The organism is Exiguobacterium sp. s131 (genome assembly GCF_018617345.1).
Lineage (GTDB): Bacteria > Bacillota > Bacilli > Exiguobacteriales > Exiguobacteriaceae > Exiguobacterium > Exiguobacterium profundum.
On the sequence record NZ_JACSJX010000003.1, the window covers coordinates 79,569 to 95,887 of the forward strand.

At 44.3% G+C, this 16,319-nt stretch carries 15 protein-coding genes and 1 pseudogene; 3 read left to right on the forward strand and 13 right to left on the reverse strand.

All coding sequences use genetic code 11. From position 1 onward, the window contains the following. Nucleotides 1-41: 41 nt before the first annotated feature. The 11 genes from KNO69_RS12700 to pdxR all read right to left on the reverse strand — a co-directional run bounded on the left by KNO69_RS12700 (nt 42) and on the right by pdxR (nt 12,263). Nucleotides 42-1,727 carry a b(o/a)3-type cytochrome-c oxidase subunit 1 gene (locus KNO69_RS12700; protein ID WP_214779396.1) on the reverse strand — a complete coding sequence of 562 codons (1,686 nt, stop codon included), beginning with the start codon at nt 1,725-1,727 and terminating at the stop codon, nt 42-44. Then, nucleotides 1,728-2,198 carry a cytochrome c oxidase subunit II gene (locus KNO69_RS12705; protein ID WP_214731590.1) on the reverse strand — a complete coding sequence of 157 codons (471 nt, stop codon included), beginning with the start codon at nt 2,196-2,198 and terminating at the stop codon, nt 1,728-1,730. 24 nt (nt 2,199-2,222) lie between these two features. Next, the gene (locus KNO69_RS12710) at nt 2,223-2,342 is read right to left on the reverse strand and encodes a cytochrome c oxidase subunit 2A (protein WP_224863290.1); all 120 of its coding nucleotides are present in this window, start codon (nt 2,340-2,342) and stop codon (nt 2,223-2,225) included. Nucleotides 2,343-2,520: 178 nt separating this feature from the next. After that, complete coding sequence (locus KNO69_RS12715) at nt 2,521-3,231, reverse strand: Crp/Fnr family transcriptional regulator (RefSeq protein WP_015880820.1); 711 nt, start codon at nt 3,229-3,231, stop codon at nt 2,521-2,523. Nucleotides 3,232-3,384: 153 nt separating this feature from the next. Continuing rightward, nucleotides 3,385-4,770, reverse strand: a complete 1,386-nt coding sequence (locus KNO69_RS12720; protein ID WP_214818458.1) for an aldehyde dehydrogenase — start codon at nt 4,768-4,770, stop codon at nt 3,385-3,387. 151 nt (nt 4,771-4,921) lie between these two features. Continuing rightward, nucleotides 4,922-6,067 carry an MFS transporter gene (locus KNO69_RS12725; protein ID WP_214818461.1) on the reverse strand — a complete coding sequence of 382 codons (1,146 nt, stop codon included), beginning with the start codon at nt 6,065-6,067 and terminating at the stop codon, nt 4,922-4,924. A gap of 121 nt (nt 6,068-6,188) precedes the next feature. Then, complete coding sequence (deoD, locus tag KNO69_RS12730; protein WP_015880817.1) at nt 6,189-6,902, reverse strand: purine-nucleoside phosphorylase; 714 nt, start codon at nt 6,900-6,902, stop codon at nt 6,189-6,191. Between the two features lie 15 nt (nt 6,903-6,917). Further along, nucleotides 6,918-7,628 carry a response regulator transcription factor gene (locus KNO69_RS12735; protein WP_214818463.1) on the reverse strand — a complete coding sequence of 237 codons (711 nt, stop codon included), beginning with the start codon at nt 7,626-7,628 and terminating at the stop codon, nt 6,918-6,920. Further along, nucleotides 7,625-9,376, reverse strand: coding sequence for a sensor histidine kinase (locus KNO69_RS12740; RefSeq protein ID WP_214818476.1), 1,752 nt, complete (start codon nt 9,374-9,376; stop codon nt 7,625-7,627). The genes KNO69_RS12735 and KNO69_RS12740 overlap by 4 nt, the downstream gene beginning before the upstream one ends. Nucleotides 9,377-9,479: 103 nt before the next feature. Next, entirely contained in the window at nt 9,480-10,694 is a 1,215-nt protein-coding gene (locus KNO69_RS12745; RefSeq protein ID WP_214685557.1) for a M48 family metallopeptidase, read from the reverse strand. A gap of 207 nt (nt 10,695-10,901) precedes the next feature. Further along, on the reverse strand, nt 10,902-12,263 hold the full coding sequence (gene pdxR / locus KNO69_RS12750; RefSeq protein ID WP_353047493.1) for a MocR-like pyridoxine biosynthesis transcription factor PdxR: 1,362 nt from the start codon (nt 12,261-12,263) through the stop codon (nt 10,902-10,904). Nucleotides 12,264-12,355: 92 nt separating this feature from the next. Between pdxR and KNO69_RS12755 the strand changes: the two genes are divergently transcribed. Next, complete coding sequence (locus KNO69_RS12755; RefSeq protein ID WP_078146328.1) at nt 12,356-12,928, forward strand: GNAT family N-acetyltransferase; 573 nt, start codon at nt 12,356-12,358, stop codon at nt 12,926-12,928. Nucleotides 12,929-13,111: 183 nt separating this feature from the next. On the opposite strand, the gene KNO69_RS12760 is transcribed toward KNO69_RS12755, so the two are convergent. Next, nucleotides 13,112-13,840, reverse strand: coding sequence for a MerR family transcriptional regulator (locus KNO69_RS12760; RefSeq protein WP_214818477.1), 729 nt, complete (start codon nt 13,838-13,840; stop codon nt 13,112-13,114). Between the two features lie 59 nt (nt 13,841-13,899). Beyond that, nucleotides 13,900-14,760, reverse strand: a complete 861-nt coding sequence (locus KNO69_RS12765; protein WP_214818479.1) for an Hsp33 family molecular chaperone HslO — start codon at nt 14,758-14,760, stop codon at nt 13,900-13,902. A gap of 399 nt (nt 14,761-15,159) precedes the next feature. On the opposite strand from KNO69_RS12765, the pseudogene KNO69_RS12770 reads away from it, so the two are divergent. Then, nucleotides 15,160-15,420, forward strand: a pseudogene (locus KNO69_RS12770) (recombinase family protein); the annotation flags it as partial. Nucleotides 15,421-15,557: 137 nt separating this feature from the next. Continuing rightward, a complete protein-coding gene (locus KNO69_RS12775; RefSeq protein WP_483297360.1) occupies nt 15,558-16,259 on the forward strand; it encodes an AAA family ATPase in 702 nt (233 codons plus the stop codon). The last annotated feature ends 60 nt before the right edge of the window (nt 16,260-16,319 follow it).

Genomic DNA, 16,319 nt, shown 5'->3' on the forward strand with positions numbered 1-16,319 from the left:
TCACACAAAAGAAGTCAGCTCACGAATGAGCTGACTTCAGTTTACCAGAGTACCCAACCACGCGCTCCTGGAGGCGCACTCTCAATCAAGTGCCAGATTGGAACGGTGTATGCAAATGCGATCAAGACGAACGTCACGGTAATCCATAGCTTCCAATTCTCGAAGTAACGCGGTGTATCCATCGCCGCCTCTTCTGTCTCGGCGAGCGGGAATTCTTCTTCGCCTTTTGGAGCGAGGAATGACAAGTTGAACATCGAGTAGACGAAGATGAGAACGGAGATGAACAAAATCGTTCCCCCGATTGCCATCATGACATGATATGGGATCCACTCACGCGTCAACGCATCCGAGAAATAAGTTGCCGGACCCGTTCGACGTGGGTTCCCGTTCAATCCTGAGATATGCATCGCATAGGACATGATCGCCATACCGAACGCCCATGTTCCTGCTTGAATCAATCCAAGCTTGTTCATCGCCTTCGTCAACGTGCGACCACGAAGGACTGGGACGAGCCAGTACGCTGTTCCAAAGAACGTCAAGGCGACGGCAGTTCCGACTGTGATGTGGAAGTGTCCTGTGACCCAAAGCGTATTGTGGACCATCGCGTTCAATTGGTGAGACGCGTTGATGATTCCACCTGCACCGGCCGGGATGAAGAACAACATCCCAACGAAAGGAGCAAGGAAGCGAACGTCGCCATATGGCATTTTCTTCACCCATCCGAACAGTCCTTTCGCGCCGAGCGCACGTCCACGAAGTTCGAACGTCGCAAAGAGCGAGAATGCTGTCATAAATGATGGGATGACGACTAAGAACGTCAAGATGACTTGAACGAACTTCCAGAACGGTTCAATCCCTGGCTCTGTCAACTGATGGTGGAAACCGACCGGGAATGAGAAGAGTAAGAACAGCAAGAACGCCATCCGCGCCAACGCATCCGAGAAGATCTTCCCACCAATCACTTTCGGTACGACCGTATACCACACGATGTATGCCGGCATGAGCCAGAAATAAACGAGCGGGTGACCGAAGTACCAGAACAATGTACGAGATAACTCGATTCCGACTGTATCCGTCCATCCTAACGAGAGCGGAAGGAGCTGGAATAAAATCGTGGCTGCGACACCAAGTGTCGCAATGTCCCAAAGAAGCATCGTCATGATACTCATATAAGCCGGAAGTGGTGGATGAACACCAGGGTTGTCACGCTTGTAATCCGCATACATGCGGAACATCGCGAAAGACGACAACCATGTCCCGACTACGAATAACACGAGTCCGACATAGAAGAGCGGATCTGCCATGAGTGGCGCATAAAACGTATATAAGACCGTCCCTTTATTGGCCAAAATCATGACGGTTACCATGACAGCACCGATGATGATCGTCCAAAAACCGAGCCACGCGACACGCGTCGGGAATGATTCAAAGCGACCGAACGATTTCGCGAGTAACGCATATAAAAGACCGATAATGAACATCGTCGTAAAGACGAGTCCAAGCATGATTCCGTGTGCAGTCAGAAGTTGATAGTATCCAAAGATTTCAGGAATGACACCCGTCCGAATCAATGTCTGAGTCAATCCAGCTAGCGCTCCAATCAAGATGGCGAGAACGGATACGAGAACGTGTCCGTAGGCAAGACGTGACTCTTTGGCTCCGATACTCGGAACCGGTACGCCGCGTTCCATCTCCCATTGCTTCAGTTTAGATGATACGTCATTCATTTATTCCACCACCTTGATTTTAGTCGACATCATATGATGCCCTGTACCACAATATTCGTTACACAAGATTAAAAATTCGCCAGCTTCTTCGAATGTGTATGTCAACGAGTTGATATGTCCTGGAATGATCATCATGTTGACCGGTGTACCCGTCAACTGAAATCCGTGGACGACGTCAGGTGATGTCACGAGGAACGTCACTTTTGCCCCTTTTGGGATTTCAACATTCCCTGGTGTGAACGTAAACGCTTGTGCGATCATGACGAGCTCGTACTCATTTTCACCAATTTGATGAAGTCCTGGTTTGTCGAACGGAGCCGTCTGATTTACTTTTGCCGGGTCAATCAAGTCTGCATCCGATGCGGGTTGATTACCTGCCGCGAATGCGGATACCCCGAGAACAGTCAGGAAGACTGCGAGTAGAATGATGCCGAATGTAAGCCAATATTTTTCTAGTTTATGAATATGCATAATGAGACCCTCCTCCCTGAATTCTTATCGAGTGACGAATAAGTAAAAGACTGATGACCACATGGCGATGATGACACCCGCCACGATCATGACCGATGTGAACGTTCCTTTTAAATTCGGTTCTTGTCCATCTTTATGTTCCACGTGTAAGACCCCTTTCGCTTGTTTTTCCACCTTTATTGTATGCAATCGCTCTGGTGATAATATGTGATATTTATCACTCCAAAAGTGACAATCACATCAATTTTGCGTAGTTTCAACACATAAAGTTCACATTTGTACAAAACCAATCCACAAAAAAACCGCCTCCACATGGGGCGGTTTACAAACGACATATTCCTGCCGGGCAGCCTTCGCAATGGCATAACTCTTTTAAAAAGTCGACATCGCGAATGATGATTGATTTCGTTGTTGTGCTGATGACACCTTCTTTTCGCCACTGACTGATCAATCGGTTCACCGTCTCACGCGGTGCTCCAATCAGTTGTCCGAGTTCTCCGTCAGACGGATGACGAGGAATCACGATTGCATCTTCTTCCTCCACTCCATGCATCGCGGCCATTCGAAGCAACGTCGAAGCCAATGCACCAGGTTTTCCATACAACAATAAGTCGCGCACTTTCATTTCGGAATGCTTACGCATCATCGATGTCCAGCGCAAGATTTCTCCGGCAAAACGGATATCGCGTTGCATAAGCGATTCTAACTCTCGTTTTGAAATCGTCCCGATGGTACTCTCTTCAGTCGTTTCGATGCTATACGAACTAGGGAATGTCTCCACGATGTCAAACTCACCAAAGAAATCATCCGATCCATACATGAACATGACGAGTGGATTTCCCTTTTTCGTGATTTTCGTGAATTTGACAGAACCACTCTTCAAGTAAAAGAACTTATCACACTTTTCACCTTCCCAACACACGATACTCGCTTTTGGGTGATGTTGAAGCGTCATCATTTCGAGTAACAGCTGTTTCGTTTCGTCTGAGAATACAAAACTGTTCGGTTGGGTCGTTCCACATTGCATTGACATAGGTCGGTGCTCCCTCCACGTTTCATTCGTCCGTTCCATTTATGACTTTATTATACAGGAGTGTGACAGGGAGTATCATAAAAGTATGTGACATTTCAAACAATCTTTTGAAAATAAAAAGATTCGGGTGTGACCCCGAATCTCTTGATTGATTCATCGTTGAATCAGTCGAATCAATTGTTCAGCCGGTTTGAAGTTCGGATACCGGACTGGTAAATCAAATTTCGTCGTATTCTTTAAAATAGACTTCGCATGACTGAACGTCTCAAAACTCGTTCGCCCATGATAAGCTCCCATTCCGCTCTCGCCCACTCCACCGAACGGTAGATTCGGGTTCGTCAAATGCATGATGACATCGTTGACGCACCCGCCACCAAAGGAAAGGTGCTTCATGACGGTTCTCTCCACGTCCTTCGACTCAGTAAAGAGATAGAGCGCCAATGGGTGTGGTCGGTCCGAGATGAACTCAATCACTTCGTCCAATTGACGATATGGAATGACTGGTAAAATCGGACCGAAAATCTCATCTTTCATCACATCAGAATCTTCATGAAGATTCGTCATGACGGTCGGCGCAATTTTAAGCTCATCTCGGTTCGTCTCTCCACCGAACACAAGGTCACCTTCTGTCAAATAGTGAGCCAAACGGTCGAAGTGCGATTCATTGACGATGCGCGTGTATCGTTTCGTGCCGACACCATTCCCAAACATCGCGAACGCCTCTTGTTTAATCGCTTCTAAAAATGCGTCTTGTTGCGATTCGTGGACGAGCACATAGTCTGGTGCGACACATGTTTGACCGGCGTTCATCCATTTACCCCAGGCGACACGTTTTGCCGCAATGGAGACGTTCGCATCTCCGTGAACGATGACTGGTGATTTCCCACCTAGTTCGAGCGTGACTGGCGTTAGATGCTTCGCTGCCGCCTGATTGACGATTCGCCCGACTTGCGTCGATCCCGTGAAGAAGATGTAATCCCATTTTTGTGCCAACAGCTCTTGCGCTGTATCTTTATCCCCTTCGACACTTGCCACATATCGATCGGTGAAGGCACGCTCGAGCACCTGCGTCAGGACACGCGCAACATTCGGCGTCAATTCTGAAGGTTTGACAACGGCTGTATTCCCTGCGGCAATCGCACCAATGAGCGGAGCAACAGCCAATTGGAATGGATAATTCCATGGAGCGATGATCAACACCGTGCCGTACGGCTCATATTGAATCTCACTCTTCATCCCAAGATGAATCGCCGTCCCACGGACACGCTTCGGACGCATCCACCGCTTCAATTCACGCGTAGTTCGTGAAATCTCATCGTAAATAAATCCGATTTCCGTCGTATACGCATCCAATTCGGACTTGTTCAAATCTTCGCGAAGCGCCTCTAGCAAATCCGCTTCATAATGCTTAATGGACTCCTTTAAAAACGTCAGCATGCTCAAACGAAATGCCATCGATTTTGTCGCCTGTGTTTTAAAGAAGCGGCGCTGTTTCTGGACTAGCTCGTCAATCGTCAACTGTTCAATCGGTGCCAGCATGAACTTTCCTCCTTATGATTCATCACATTTATCTCATTTTATCATCGTGTGAAACGTGAATCTAAAAAAACGCTTTCATCAACCTACTATAATACAAAGCGTTTAAATGTTTAAACGTTTAATCGTAGAGTAAGCGATTGCTTCCCTCGTGTCAAAACATCCGTACTCTTTTTCGCGCGCTGATTAGAAAGAGCAGGCTTGCGCTCTCTAAAATCAAGCCGGTCAGTGTGAACTGCTGGACGATCGAGAGTGGAAGAACACTTAAGAATGATGACCCCGCTACCGTTCCGAGAGAGAAAAAAGCATAGAACGCCCCGTATGCTTTCCCTCGATTTTGTGGAGAGGTCGATTGGATCAACAACGTATTAATGGCCGGGAATAAAATGGCAAACCCGACACCATATAAGGCAAGTACCCCATACAGGCTAGTTTGTACACCCGATTGTCCAATTAACACCTGGCTTATCCCGATGATAGCCACCCCAAGTGCGGTCAACTTTGTCGGAGAGAATCGATCAAACAATCGGTTCGTCGGCAATAAAAAGAACAGGACGGCTACCACACCGAACATACTGAGCAATGTCCCGCTCAATCGTGAATCATATCCAAGTTCCTGGACATGGAGCGGCAGTAAAAAGGCGAGCGCCCCTTGAGAAAACATGAGGAAAAAAGCGCCCCAATAGGCACGAAGCACTTTCGGATCCGGTTTTTCCCGTGTCCTCTCTTTTTCTATTATTGTCTCGACCGTTTGACTTCCTCGCATTGTCACAATCGTCACGATGAGAATCACCCAACCGAATAAAGAGACGAATAAAAAGACAGTTGGTGGCGATGTGATGCTTGCGACGATACCGCTGAATGCTGGACCGATAATGGCAGCTAACCCGACGAAACTACCGGTAATGGCGACTTTCTTACCTTGACGGTTCATCGCGGTGACGTTCGCCGACAGCGTAAATGCAGCTGGGACGATGAGTCCGGCCATAAAGCCATGAATACACCGTACAAACAGCAACATGGATGCTGAGTCGACGAATTGATAAGCCATTAAACTGAAGCTCGTCAGAAACAAGCCGAGAACCAAAACCCGATACGGACCACTCCTGTCAGTCCATATACCAGATAACATATTTCCAAACGTGTTCGTCAACGAATAGATTGCAATGGAAAAGCCAGCGATAAACGAGGATGCCCCAACGGATACCGCAAATGTGCTCATGATCGGAAGTTGGGCGAATAAATCAAAAAAGGCAAAGAATACGATTGCATATAATATAAAACGTGATGGAGTTTTCATCGGACAATTCCTCTTTCCCGTGATCTTATTCTTAGTCTAGCTGGTGCTCCACCCATTTCATAGGGATGAATAGGTTTAGACACAAAAAATCCCTACAGCCAAAGGCTATAGGGAAAATCGCTTAGTTTGTTACTTCGACGGCTGTGTCGAGAGCGACACGAATCATTTCATCAAATGTCGACTGACGCTCTTCTGAAGTCGTCTCTTCACCCGTCAACAAGTGGTCAGAGATCGTGAGGATCGTCAACGCGTTCACTTTATGTTTCGCTGCAAGCGTGTAAAGACCTGCTGCTTCCATCTCGATCGCGAGGCAACCGAAGTCCGCCCATTTCTTGAAGTGATGGAAATCATCTTGATAGAATTGGTCAGCCGTGAAGATTTGTCCGACTTTGACCGGGATACCCGCTTTTTCTGCATTCATATACGCACGATGTAGGAGGTCGAACGTCGCTGTTGGCGCATAGTCCATTCCGTTGAAACGGACACGGTTTTGTCCCATTTCACTTGATGCGCTCATCGCGATAACAACGTCACGTACCTTAACATCTTCTTGAATTCCGCCCGCTGTTCCGACACGGATCAAGTTTTTAGCACCGTACGACATGATGAGTTCATTCACGTAAATCGACATCGATGGGACACCCATCCCTGTACCTTGCACTGAGATGCGTTTTCCTTTGTATGTTCCCGTGAAGCCGTACATGCCACGAACTTCGTTATATAATTCGACGTCTTCTAAAAACGTTTCCGCGATATACTTGGCGCGAAGCGGATCCCCTGGAAGTAATACCGTTTCTGCAATTTGTCCTTCTTGAGCTCCAATGTGTACACTCATGTTTGAATTCCTCCTTTAAGCTTGTCGTTGAACTTGTTCCCGAAATTCGTTCGGAGTAACACCGACTTGTTTTTTAAAGACCTTTCGGAAATATTTGTCGTCCGAAAAGCCGACTGCTTGGGCGACTTCATAGATACGCTGTCTACTCGTTTCTAACAGGCGCTTTGCTTCATTCATCCGAATTGTCAACACGTACTCAGATAGATTCACACCATATTGTTGTTTAAATCGTCGTGAGATATACTCCCGACTTAAGTAAAACCGTTCACTCATTCCTTGCAAACTCAGCTCTTCCGCAAAGTGCTGTTCAATGTACGTACCAATTTGGGCAATCGGATCTTCACTCGACTCCGTCATCACGCCCGCTAACGCCCGTGACAACGTATCGTTTAGTACATCCGGGTCGATCGGCTTCAACAGATAATCAAAGCTCCCGTACTGGATGGCCCGGCGCATGTACGAATATTCATCGTAACCTGTCAACACAACGAGCTTAGAGAATGAAGCGTGGTCGTGTACCCACTCCATCAGCTCGATTCCATCACAATGTGGCATTTGAATATCTGATAGAATTAAAGCAGGTCGCTCCTGCTCGATGAGCGACTTTGCCTCAAGTCCGTTCTTCGCCTCGAGTACGGCCTTCACACCGAACCGCTCCCATTCGCCGAGTAATTTCACCGCTTCCCTTACTGGAGATTCATCATCTACAATCAACACTTTCGTCATGATGCCACCCCTTCATCCGTTGCCGGGAAACGCATCATGATTCGAAAACCGCCTGTTTCAGGTGTAGCCAACATAAATTCTGCCTCCCGATTATAGTTTAACATGAGTCGATCACGAATGTTTCGTAATCCTGTACCCTCTGTGTCATAAAATGTCGAGTCCCCTTGTTCAATCCGTGACATGACCCGTTCCCATTCTTCCGTCGTCAAGGAACGTCCACTGTTCTCACAGCGAATCACGAGTGTCTCCCCTTCCATCCAGACCATCACGTCAAATCGATTCGCTAAAGCCGAGCCGTCTCGCTCGAACCCATGTTTGAAAAAGTTCTCTGCGAGCGGCTGTAAAATCATCTTTGGAACAATCAGTTCATGGAGGTCCTCAGGGACTGAGACACTCACTTGAAACTGATTTGGAAAACGTACGTCTTGCAGGCGAATGTATGAGTTCAAATGCTCGATTTCTCTCTTTAGCGTGACCATCGACTCTTCAGGATGCATCGTATATCGCATCATCGAAGAGAGTTGTGTGATCAATCGATAGACGGTTTTGCCATCTCCCTTTAAAGCGAGTGTGCCGATCGACTGTAACGCATTGAATAAGAAATGCGGATTGGTCTGCGCCTGTAAGGCACGTAGTTCATTCGTTCGGTTTTCTAAGGCAAGCTTATACTCCCGTTGAATCAGATCATCGATTCGCTCAATCATCCGCTTGAACTGTCTCCCGAGTACGCCGAACTCATCATTTCCGAGGGAATCGAACGAGACCGTCATATCGCCTTGCTCAATTCGCCAAATGTTCGAGGTCAACGTCTTGATTGGAGTCGTCAGTTTCATCGAGGCGTACGTGGCGCCAATCAATGCCAGAATGAGGGAGATGATTCCGACTAACAAAATAATGAACGATGTTCGTGAAGCCGGCTCCGTCAAGAGCTGATCCGGAATCGACTTCCCGACATAGAATTGCTGATGGTCGAACTCAAATGTTTTCGTGATTTGATGATGATTTCCATCGGTCGAGAGCGATCTCGGTTGAAACGACGAAGGAATCTCGCCATCTCCAAGATGGGCGAACACACGATTGTCCTCACCAACGAACCATAGACTTTCCTCCGGACTATTTTGAAGAGAAGCCAACTGTCCGATGAACAAATCTTCCGGGATATCGAGCGACAGAATCGCGAGCGGTTCGTTCGTTTCAATTTTGTCGAGTCTGAAATGGAGGGTGACGACATCTTCTTGCGTCATGATTGGTCCGAAATCATGATACGGGATGAGCGGATGTGACGCTTCAAGCAGGACGCGACTTTTCGGATTATTCAACAACTGTCGTTGGACAGCGCTCGGCTCTTTTTTGGAACGTGGTGATACTTTCATTTTATACGCTGCGAATGAATCCATGTCTTCAAGCATCAACAGCTGAATTTGCGCCACGTCTTCCCGGGACAAATACATCGCGAGGAGCGCTCGTCGCACTTCAATCTCCGTTTCTCTTAACGACAGTCCCGGTCCGTATTCCAATATGTCCAATACGTCACGATCCGCGTATAGGCTCGTCGGCAAGCGACTCAAGTCAGAGATATAGCGTTCCATCTGACGCGTCCCCCGTTCAAGCGACCATTCCGTCATTTCTAGGCCGCGTTCACGTTCTCGATCCTCCACATACCAAAATGAAATGATTGTCGCGATAATGACTGGCACGATGATGGTTAATGCAATCATTCCCGTTAACTTTGTCCGAATGCTATTCACCGCTATCCCCCCTACCTCATGAGTATATCACGCACTATGCAAACGTTTGCAAAAATCCCAAAAAAGAATCCTCGTTTCTTTCGAAACAAGGATTACGCGACGATTAATACGATTCCATTAAATCAATGAGTTGTGGACCGTGTCCCATTTCTCGCGCCACATCAATCGGTGTCATACCTTCTTCGTTCTCAATGGTCACGTCTGCACCGTGATCAAGTAAGAGACGGACCGTCTCAGGATCGACGTCATCATTATAGAACAAGTTATGGAGCGGTGTTTCCCCATAATCGTCTTGAATGTTCACATCCGTCACGTTTGCCAGTTCCGCTTCAATTTCTTCATAACTCGCATTCATGAACGTCAATTCTTGAATCGGTTCTCCTAATTCCATTTCCCAATCCTCTTCGAAATCCTCGCTCATGGCCGATGCGACAAAATCAGATAAATCATCGTTCATGACGAGTAAGGCGATGATGGCTCCGTTTCCGATGACAGTCAATAGAATCATCGAAATGATAGAGGCTTTCACATATCCCGCTGTTTTAAAGACCGGTACGTTTTCTTCGCCCGCATGTGTCGCAATCGCTGCGATGCGTTTCGGTAACGTCGGATGCGTCGACAACAGTTCACTATATTTCGCGATGAATCCGTTCTCCCGGCTCGCTTCATACAGATAGTCAAACTCATTCACTTCTTTCGCGAGCGGTCCCCCGATCGCAAGTACGGTCAACGCTTGTTTCGCCGCTCCAAAATCTTGAAGATAATGCGCTGCCATCCGGTCACACGTATACTCACATGCACGCGAATAAGCTGATCCTAAAAACGGAATGATGCTACCAAGTAAGACAACCCATTGTTTTTGAACGTGGTTCCGACGAATATGTGCCAATTCATGTGCGATGACAAACTCGACTTCTTTCGTCTGTCCAGTACGTGTCAATTCCACGACATCAGAATATAAGATGACCATATTCTTTTGGAAGAATCGCGTGGCGAAAGCATTTAACACACCACCGGCCTGTAAGATATACACATCTGGCAACAAACGAATCCCCATCTCAGCCCCGACGCGTTGAACCAGCTCATGAAGCTCTGTGAATTGACGAGGCGTCACCTTAACACCGTTCGTCCGAATATACCCGATTTGAATCCAGTGCGTAAACATTGAGAGTGCTACGATCGTCCCGATGATCCACAAGAAAAGACCGAACGATGCAATCGTCAGTACGATTCCTAAAATCAAGACGAGTACGCTTGCTGCGACTAATAATGAGAAGTATAAATTTTCTCGTTTATGTACCAAGTTTGAATGATTCATCTAATTTCTCCTTCTTTTTCCAAAATACATGTTTAATTATACCGTTCCTTCCAGAAGAAACAACATGTTACTTCTACTGTTATTTTGCGATGATTTTAACCGCTATCTTGCACTTAAAAGTGTGTGTTAGGTGACGAACGTTCGTAAAATGATTTGACACATTTACGAACGCTTGATAGATATGAAACCTATTCTTAAGACTTTAACTTAGGGACTTTTCCAGACCGATGCAAGCGATTGAATGCCCTTCCGAATTTCTCCAACACTCAAAGCCCCGTATCCGATGATCACTCGGTCGGTGGATTTGGTTTCTTGATACATATGGGATACGGCATCAACTGCAATGCCAAGCGAATGCGCCCTTGCAATTGCTTCTCGTTCCGTTAAGAAGGCAGGTAATTGGACAATGATATGCAATCCAGCCTCATCTCCTCTAACAGAAAAATCTTCTCCTAAAAATTCATCTATCGCTTCAATCAAGCACTTTCTCTTTGAGCGGTAAAGGGTTCGCATTTTGGCGATGTGCTTCTCATATCTACCTGTCTTAATGAATTCTGCAACAACTAACTGATCGATTTTGGAAACAGTGGATTTCTGCAGTGCATTGAATGCTTCATATTCTTTCACTAAAGATAAGGGGAGGACAAGATAACTGATTCGAATAGAAGGCAGTAAGGTTTTTGAGAACGTACCAAAATAAATAACTTGATTTAAAGAGTCTAAATGAGCCAACGTTGGAATGGAGGCTCCTCGGTAACGGAATTCCGAATCATAATCATCTTCCACGATGTAACTGGAAGATGCTTTTGCCCATGTCAACAACTCAAGGCGCCTGTTGATCGACATTATGGTGCCAAGTGGATATTGGTGAGCTGGAGTTGTATAAAGAAGTGTCACTGGCTGTTTCGGTACGGTACAGCCTTCAGAATCCAACCTTAGAGGTAAAACAGGTATGTTTAATTGGCGAAAAACCGCATTTGCCCGAATAAAGCCAGGTTCCTCGATTCCTACTTTAGAAGGAATGAGGAATTGACACAGACAACTTAATTGTTGTTGAGTACCACTGAAAACATAAATTTGTTTTGCATGGCAATGCAATCCTCGGGATCGGCGCAAATAGTTTGCAATTTCGTTCCGTAATTCCGGTTCCCCTTGCCAAGCACCATTCGCAATATGGGCAGGAGCCAGAAAATTTTGATACAGGCGGTTCCAAATTTTGTATGGAAATTCTGTTGGATCAACTTGTCCGTTTCTAAAATTTAAGGACTCTTCTTTTATCGTTGGCAGTAATTCTTCTTTTTGAAGGGCAGCTTTTTCTTGGAAGGGGACTTCAATCTCCCCTATAAAATAACCTTGTCTCTCTGTTGAATACAGGTAACCTTCACTCAGTAATTGGGCATATGCTTCCTGTACGGTAAATACACTGACATTCAATTGATTGGCTAATTCGCGTTTAGAGGGCATTCTTGAATGCGCTTTTAACTGTTGTTGTAGAATGAGCTGTTTGATGTGTTCATAAATGGCCATATATTTTGTGGTTCCCGATGGAAACGTTACTTGCAGTTCCACTCCAAACACTCCTTGGTATGTAAATTTCACTCCGAATTGGTTATGTTAAGCATACCAGAAATGAAGTGTAATGATAGAAAGGAGTGAGGGAAATGAAAACCTTAGAGAATGAAGTTGTCAAGCTAGTTCCGATGGAAATCAGTCATATAGAAGGAATATGGGAGGCAGCGAATAACCATGAAATTTGGGAACATATGTCGGTGGATTTGACGGACAAAAGGAACGTTGAACAATATGTACAAGACGCTCAAAAAAAGAGAGCAGCTGGAACAGAGTTTGCTTTTGTGATTGTAGATATCGAGACAAAGAAGATCATTGGGGCCACCTGTTTTCTCGACATTTCCATGCCACACAAAAGATTAGAGATTGGTTCAACTTGGCTAAATCCCAAAAGTTGGCGAACGAACATCAACACCAATTGCAAGTTTTTACTGTTGACGTATTGTTTTGAAGAACTGGGATTGAATCGCGTTCAAATCAAGACAGGTCATGAAAACATCCGTTCACAACGCGCCATTGAAAGAATAGGAGCCATTAAAGAAGGGATTTTAAGGAACCACATGATTCGCAAAGAAGGAACAATTCGACATACCGTCATGTACAGTGTGACAAAAGAGGATTGGCCACAAGTCAAAGAACGCTTCCACAAGATACTAATAGATTAATAATTTATACCATATCTGTATTTGAAACCTATTTCAGTTTTGAGTTTGTAATCTAAGGATAAGGCGACCTATAAAGAGTAGTTTACATATCACGAGATTATCAGCAGTTCTCTAAAAACCAACAAAAAAAAGGAAGAGGAGAAGCTTTATAACCAGCTTTTCCTCTTCCTTTTTTCTCTAACATTACTTAGGATTCAATGCTTTATTGATGAATTGGTATAGCTCGCCATCTATTTCATATTGCAGTTCGTTCCCTGGGTTTTCGGCGTGGAAATGTTCGGCTTGCTTGCGGAAAGTCCTATCGTCTTCGGAAAAGGCATTCACGATGTCATTCCATTTTTTCGCTAAATCTTGGACTTTTTTATCGGAAGGAGAAGCGCCTTTTTCTTTTTCCAAACGAATTTCCTTGATAAGACCGTTAAATTCTTGCTCTGCCTGCTTTAAAAGTTGTTTGTCGGCATTTTCATATCGGCTTTCCATGGTATCCAATTGCTGCTTCGAAAAGTATTTTTCCTTATTCATTTTCAGCGCCTCCATTAATTTAGTAAGTTCTGAAATCGAGAGGGTCCGATTGCTGTGTGCAGCGGATAACGCATTTTCCAACTCGGCTACTAGTTTTTGCTGAACCTCTATCTCTTTTTTGACTCGAGAAATTTGGGTTTGCAAAATCTCCGCAACGGTTTGTTCCCCTGGATTAGACAACAGAAGTTGTATTTCTTCTAATGACATTCCCATCTGCTTTAAGGACAAAATTGGCTGAAGACGTTCCAAATCTGCTTTCGTGTAAAGCCGATGCCCTGACTCCGTATACTGAGAAGGTGAAAATAAACAGATTTGATCGTAATAGCGTAAAGTTCGAATTGTTAAACCCGCCAATTCTGCAACTTCTCCGACTTTCCAATGTCCCTTCATTCGCTTAGCCTCCATTTAACAACATTTCTATTCACCAACTAAAAACGAGAAATTCGAAGTTAGAAGAGTTGCTGCATCTCCTTTTGATCAAACGTATAGGTTTTCCCGCAAATATGGCAAAAAGCTTCAATGTCTTCCTTTCGTTCAATGCTCCGTTTGATCTCCTCTTCACTCAAGGAATAAAGCATGCCATAAAACATTTCTTTGCTGCATCCGCAGAAAAATTGACTGGAGCTATGGCCGATAATTTTTGCATCCTCAAACAACTGGGTTAACGCTTCTTCGCTGTCACTCGCTTCTTCAGCGTTTAGTTTACTGAAAATATCTGGATTGGCTTTTACAATCATTTTCACTTCTGAAAGCAATTGTGGTGGTGCACCGGGAAGAAGTTGTGCATACAGTGCATGACTGGAAAGAAGGGAAGCTTCATTATCCAACTGAATGTCGGAATAAAGATAGGTCGGCGTCTGATCACTCTGCACAAAATACTTGGCGATATCATCCGTGATATGTTGATTTGGCATATCGGTAATGCTGGTGAATTGATTCATCTCAGAACCCTTTATGACACGGATCATCCCAGAAGGTCCAATCAAATCTTGCATCGACTTTTCTTCTGTATCAGAAGATCTCAAAAGTTCATCGTTCAAGTATCCTCTGACATTTCCATTCGCTTCGGCTTCCGCAAAAATCTTATGGTGAGGGTTACTCAACGTTACCTGGATGCTCATGCGCTGGTTCCCTTTGAGCGTGCCAGAGAGTATGCTCATCGCTGATACCGTTTTACCCAACATGAGTTTAAGAGATTCAGGAAGTTCCTGGTTTAAGGCAAAGATGTCTCGAAGCAGCTGGGTATTATCAATAAAATATAAACGTATCTGCTCTTCGTAGATCAATGCCTTAACAATGGTATTTTCCACAATAATTCCTCCTTTTACAAAAGTAAGCTAGTTTCACTATAAGACATTACCTTACGTAAGGTTCAAGGGGTAAATACCATTTTTACAATATTTCTTTCTTAGTTAACATATGAGAGATTATTGGAAGCTTTTATAAAAGAGTTTATATTTCTAAAAACCAGTTTCTTTTTTAAGGTTACTGGTTTTTTAAAATTCTATTCAAAATTACTACTACTCTATTATTACTTACTTCTATAACCCATATAAAACTACTGATAGTTTTATATTGTAGTTAATCAATTGTAGATAGAATCTGTCATCTATGTTCCAAAACTCGTCCTTTTCTGAACACGTTGACTATGTATTCGAAAAGAATCTTTTTTCATGTGTTTCGTGTAATAAAACCCTGTACATTATTCTATGTTCATTAACCAACGTTATTTTATCTTGATGGATGCGTTGACCGCTTACGGCTGCGATAAAACATTTCACGACAAAATGAGTGGAACGAAAAAACAGCGTCCGGGTTTAGAAGAGGCGATTAACTATGCACGTGAAGGGGATACGATTGTTGTTTGGTGATTGGATCGTTTAGGAAGAAACATGCAAGATTTAATTCACCTTGTAAATGCCTTAAATGAACGGGGGATTGCCTTCCACAGTTTGCAGGAAAACCTGTCCCACTCAAGTCAAACTTGAAGAGGTATTTCAATGAATAATACATCGCTATTTATCGAAAAGAAGGAATATAAACGCTTTGCTGAATTCTGTGATGCCTGTATCAAGTATCGCTATATGGGTGTTTGGGTTTACCTGGGGTGGGAAAGACTCTTTCCTCTCGCTATTACGCGAATTGGAATTACTTAGAGAAGCAAATCAGCTATCGGCACAGTGAATCCATTGGTATTCATGCAGATGAAAAAATTTTCGATTGCCATACACTTTTTTATACTGCCCCTGCAGTCAGTGCTTCCAGAATGACAAGCGAGATTGGTTTAATAGACAGCAAACTAAATATGGTGAAGTCTGTCTATCAATCTATGGTTACTGAAGAAGAGCCGCAATTTACGGTCAATTCTTTCGAGGGCATTGACTTGCTCATAATAGATGAAATTGATCGTTTAAAACTGCAAAATTTAGAACAACTTCGGGATATTTACGATCAAAACGACATAGCGATCATATTTATTGGCATGCCGGGCATCGAAAAACGGTTGTCCCGTTATCCTCAACTGTACTCCAGGATTGGATTTGCTCATGAATTTGACCGATTAAGTAAAGATGAAACGCACCATTTGCTGACCTATAAATGGCAAGAACTCGGCTTACCTATAAAGCTGGAGGACTTCTCAGATTATGAAGCTTTGGCCAGTATAATCAAAATTACTAACGGGAATTTTCGACTGATTCAAAGGTTATTTTCACAAATTGAAAGAATTCTAGAAATTAATCAGCTTACTTCAATTACAACAGAAGTGGTCGAAGCTGCACGTGACAGCCTAGTTATCGGTATCAAATAATTAGAAAAGCTATCTCCCTAGCACAGAGGGAGATAGCTTTTTCATGCAAAATAATACTTA

Bases quoted from the DNA above. Each gene is read 5' to 3' on its own strand.
- KNO69_RS12700 (WP_214779396.1), bottom strand. From the start codon at position 1,727: ATGAATGACGTATCATCTAAACTGAAGCAATGGGAGATGGAACGCGGC.
- KNO69_RS12705 (WP_214731590.1), bottom strand. From the start codon at position 2,198: ATGCATATTCATAAACTAGAAAAATATTGGCTTACATTCGGCATCATT.
- KNO69_RS12715 (WP_015880820.1), bottom strand. From the start codon at position 3,231: ATGTCAATGCAATGTGGAACGACCCAACCGAACAGTTTTGTATTCTCA.
- KNO69_RS12720 (WP_214818458.1), bottom strand. From the start codon at position 4,770: ATGCTGGCACCGATTGAACAGTTGACGATTGACGAGCTAGTCCAGAAA.
- KNO69_RS12725 (WP_214818461.1), bottom strand. From the start codon at position 6,067: ATGAAAACTCCATCACGTTTTATATTATATGCAATCGTATTCTTTGCC.
- deoD (WP_015880817.1), bottom strand. From the start codon at position 6,902: ATGAGTGTACACATTGGAGCTCAAGAAGGACAAATTGCAGAAACGGTA.
- KNO69_RS12735 (WP_214818463.1), bottom strand. From the start codon at position 7,628: ATGACGAAAGTGTTGATTGTAGATGATGAATCTCCAGTAAGGGAAGCG.
- KNO69_RS12745 (WP_214685557.1), bottom strand. From the start codon at position 10,694: ATGAATCATTCAAACTTGGTACATAAACGAGAAAATTTATACTTCTCA.
- KNO69_RS12755 (WP_078146328.1), top strand. From the start codon at position 12,356: ATGAAAACCTTAGAGAATGAAGTTGTCAAGCTAGTTCCGATGGAAATC.
- KNO69_RS12760 (WP_214818477.1), bottom strand. From the start codon at position 13,840: ATGAAGGGACATTGGAAAGTCGGAGAAGTTGCAGAATTGGCGGGTTTA.